The organism is Rhodococcus sp. NPDC054953 (assembly GCF_053609225.1).
In genome coordinates this window covers 1,590-2,052 of the sequence record NZ_JBSGXD010000052.1, presented here as the reverse complement: position 1 = coordinate 2,052, position 463 = coordinate 1,590, and the positions used below count along the sequence as shown (strand labels likewise).

Below are 463 nucleotides of genomic sequence, written 5' to 3'. Positions count from 1 at the left end.
CAGCAGCGGGTACTTGAGGTCGCCACCGCGGACGTAGACCGGTTCGGCGTACAGCAGCCCGCCCTCCAGCGGCACGGTCAGCAGGTTGCCGTACTCGACCTCGGAATCACCCCGGCTGAGGAGGTTGATCTCCTGCGCGATGACGGGATCGGAGTTGAACCGGGACTGCACCTGTTGCGGACCCCACACCGTGGTGTTCGACGGGAGGGTGAGGATTCTCATCGTCCCGTACTCGTCACTTCTGGTGTCCGCGTCCACCGCCATATAGGCCGCGAGCGTGTCACGGCCCAGCGGCGTGAAGGTGGTGGTGAGCGAGAACGTCTGCTCGTCCTGGTCGGGCATCTTCATGCTCAGGTAGTACGGCGGCACCGAGGTACCCCGGTGGGTCGGGTCGTCCGGCACCTGCCAGCGCTCCGAACCACTGTAGAACTGCGCCGCGCTGTCCACGTGGAAGCGCTGGAGC

General features: G+C 65.9%; 1 protein-coding gene. It reads right to left on the bottom strand.

Annotated features, from left to right (window positions below):
• Positions 1–463 (bottom strand): UPF0182 family protein (locus ACWF62_RS20360; RefSeq protein ID WP_452631204.1); only part of this gene is annotated, 463 nt, incomplete at both ends.